General features: G+C 58.3%; 1 rRNA gene. It reads right to left on the reverse strand.

Annotation, left to right across the window (positions count from 1 at the left end):
• Positions 1–6: 6 nt before the first annotated feature.
• Positions 7–2,385, reverse strand: a 23S ribosomal RNA gene (locus tag ACFC2L_RS20165); the annotation flags it as partial.

Consider the following 2,385-nt stretch of genomic DNA (forward strand, 5'->3'; position numbering starts at 1 on the left):
GTGTTGGTGTTGAAGTTGTCGGCTGATTAGTACCGGTCAGCTGCACGGGTCTTTCGTCCCCGCTTCCACGTCCGGCCTATCGACCCAGTGTTCTGCTGGGTGCCTCTCACCCCGTAGGGTATGGAAACCTCATCTTGAAGCAGGCTTCCCGCTTAGATGCTTTCAGCGGTTATCCCTTCCGAACGTAGCCAACCAGCGGTGCTCCTGGCGGAACAACTGGCACACCAGAGGTTCGTCCGTCCCGGTCCTCTCGTACTAGGGACAGCCCTTCTCAAGTTTCCTGCGCGCGCAGCGGATAGGGACCGAACTGTCTCACGACGTTCTAAACCCAGCTCGCGTACCGCTTTAATGGGCGAACAGCCCAACCCTTGGGACCTACTCCAGCCCCAGGATGCGACGAGCCGACATCGAGGTGCCAAACCATGCCGTCGATATGGACTCTTGGGCAAGATCAGCCTGTTATCCCCGGGGTACCTTTTATCCGTTGAGCGACGGCGCTTCCACAAGCCACCGCCGGATCACTAGTTCCGACTTTCGTCCCTGCTCGACCTGTCAGTCTCACAGTCAAGCTCCCTTGTGCACTTGCACTCGACACCTGATTGCCAACCAGGCTGAGGGAACCTTTGAGCGCCTCCGTTACATTTTAGGAGGCAACCGCCCCAGTTAAACTACCCACCAGGCACTGTCCCTGGTCCGGATCACGGACCGAGGTTAGACATCCGAAGCGGCCAGAGTGGTATTTCAACGTTGACTCCACCCGCACTGGCGTACGGGCTTCACAGTCTCCCACCTATCCTACACAAGCCGCACCGAACACCAATACCAAGCTATAGTAAAGGTCCCGGGGTCTTTCCGTCCTGCTGCGCGTAACGAGCATCTTTACTCGTAGTGCAATTTCGCCGAGTTCGCGGTTGAGACAGCGGAGAAGTCGTTACGCCATTCGTGCAGGTCGGAACTTACCCGACAAGGAATTTCGCTACCTTAGGATGGTTATAGTTACCACCGCCGTTTACTGGGGCTTAAATTCTGAGCTTCACCCCGAAGGGTTGACCCGTCCTCTTAACCTTCCAGCACCGGGCAGGCGTCAGTCCGTATACATCGTCTTGCGACTTCGCACGGACCTGTGTTTTTAGTAAACAGTCGCTTCTCCCTGGTCTCTGCGGCCGTCCACGCTCCCACCGCGAGGGTGTTCACGCTTCAGGCCCCCCTTCTCCCGAAGTTACGGGGGCATTTTGCCGAGTTCCTTAACCACGATTCTCTCGATCGCCTTAGTATTCTCTACCTGACCACCTGAGTCGGTTTGGGGTACGGGCGGCTAGAACCTCGCGCCGAGGCTTTTCTTGGCAGCATAGGATCACCCAGTTCGCGCTTGTGCGCTCACCGTCAGCTCTCAGCCTTCATGCCTGGCGGATTTGCCTACCAGACGGCCTACAGCCTTGGACGTGGTCTACCATCGCCACGCCGGGCTACCTTCCTGCGTCACCCCTGTTAATACGCTTACCTACTACCGGATTGGGTCCCGCGCGCCCCTGCCACATGACCCCGAAGGGTCGGCGGGCAGGTTTGGGCGGTCAGCATCACCGGGCTCGGTATGGGCGGTTCTTCGCCGGTAGGAGAATATCAACTCCTTGTCCATCGACTACGCCTGTCGGCCTCGCCTTAGGTCCCGACTTACCCAGGGCGGATTAACCTGGCCCTGGAACCCTTGGTCATTCGGCGGACGGGTTTCTCACCCGTCTTTCGCTACTCATGCCTGCATTCTCACTCGTGTGGGCTCCACCACTGGGTTCCCCCGCGGCTTCACTGCCCACACGACGCTCCCCTACCCACCTGCGCCTCTGGACCACGAAGGCCTGAGTTGAGCGCAGATGCCACGGCTTCGGCGGTGTACTTGAGCCCCGCTACATTGTCGGCGCGGAATCACTTGACCAGTGAGCTATTACGCACTCTTTCAAGGGTGGCTGCTTCTAAGCCAACCTCCTGGTTGTCTGTGCAACTCCACATCCTTTCCCACTTAGCACACGCTTAGGGGCCTTAGCCGGTGGTCTGGGCTGTTTCCCTCTCGACTACGGAGCTTATCCCCCGCAGTCTCACTGCCACGCTTCCACTTACCGGCATTCGGAGTTTGGCTGACGTCAGTAACCTTGTAGGGCCCATCGGCCATCCAGTAGCTCTACCTCCGGCAAGAAACACGTGACGCTGCACCTAAATGCATTTCGGGGAGAACCAGCTATCACGAAGTTTGATTGGCCTTTCACCCCTAACCACAGGTCATCCCCCAGGTTTTCAACCCTGGTGGGTTCGGTCCTCCACGCGGTCTTACCCGCGCTTCAACCTGCCCATGGCTAGATCACTTCGCTTCGGGTCTAGACCCAGCGACTACGG

The organism is Cellulosimicrobium sp. NPDC055967, from assembly GCF_042269845.1.
GTDB lineage: Bacteria > Actinomycetota > Actinomycetes > Actinomycetales > Cellulomonadaceae > Cellulosimicrobium.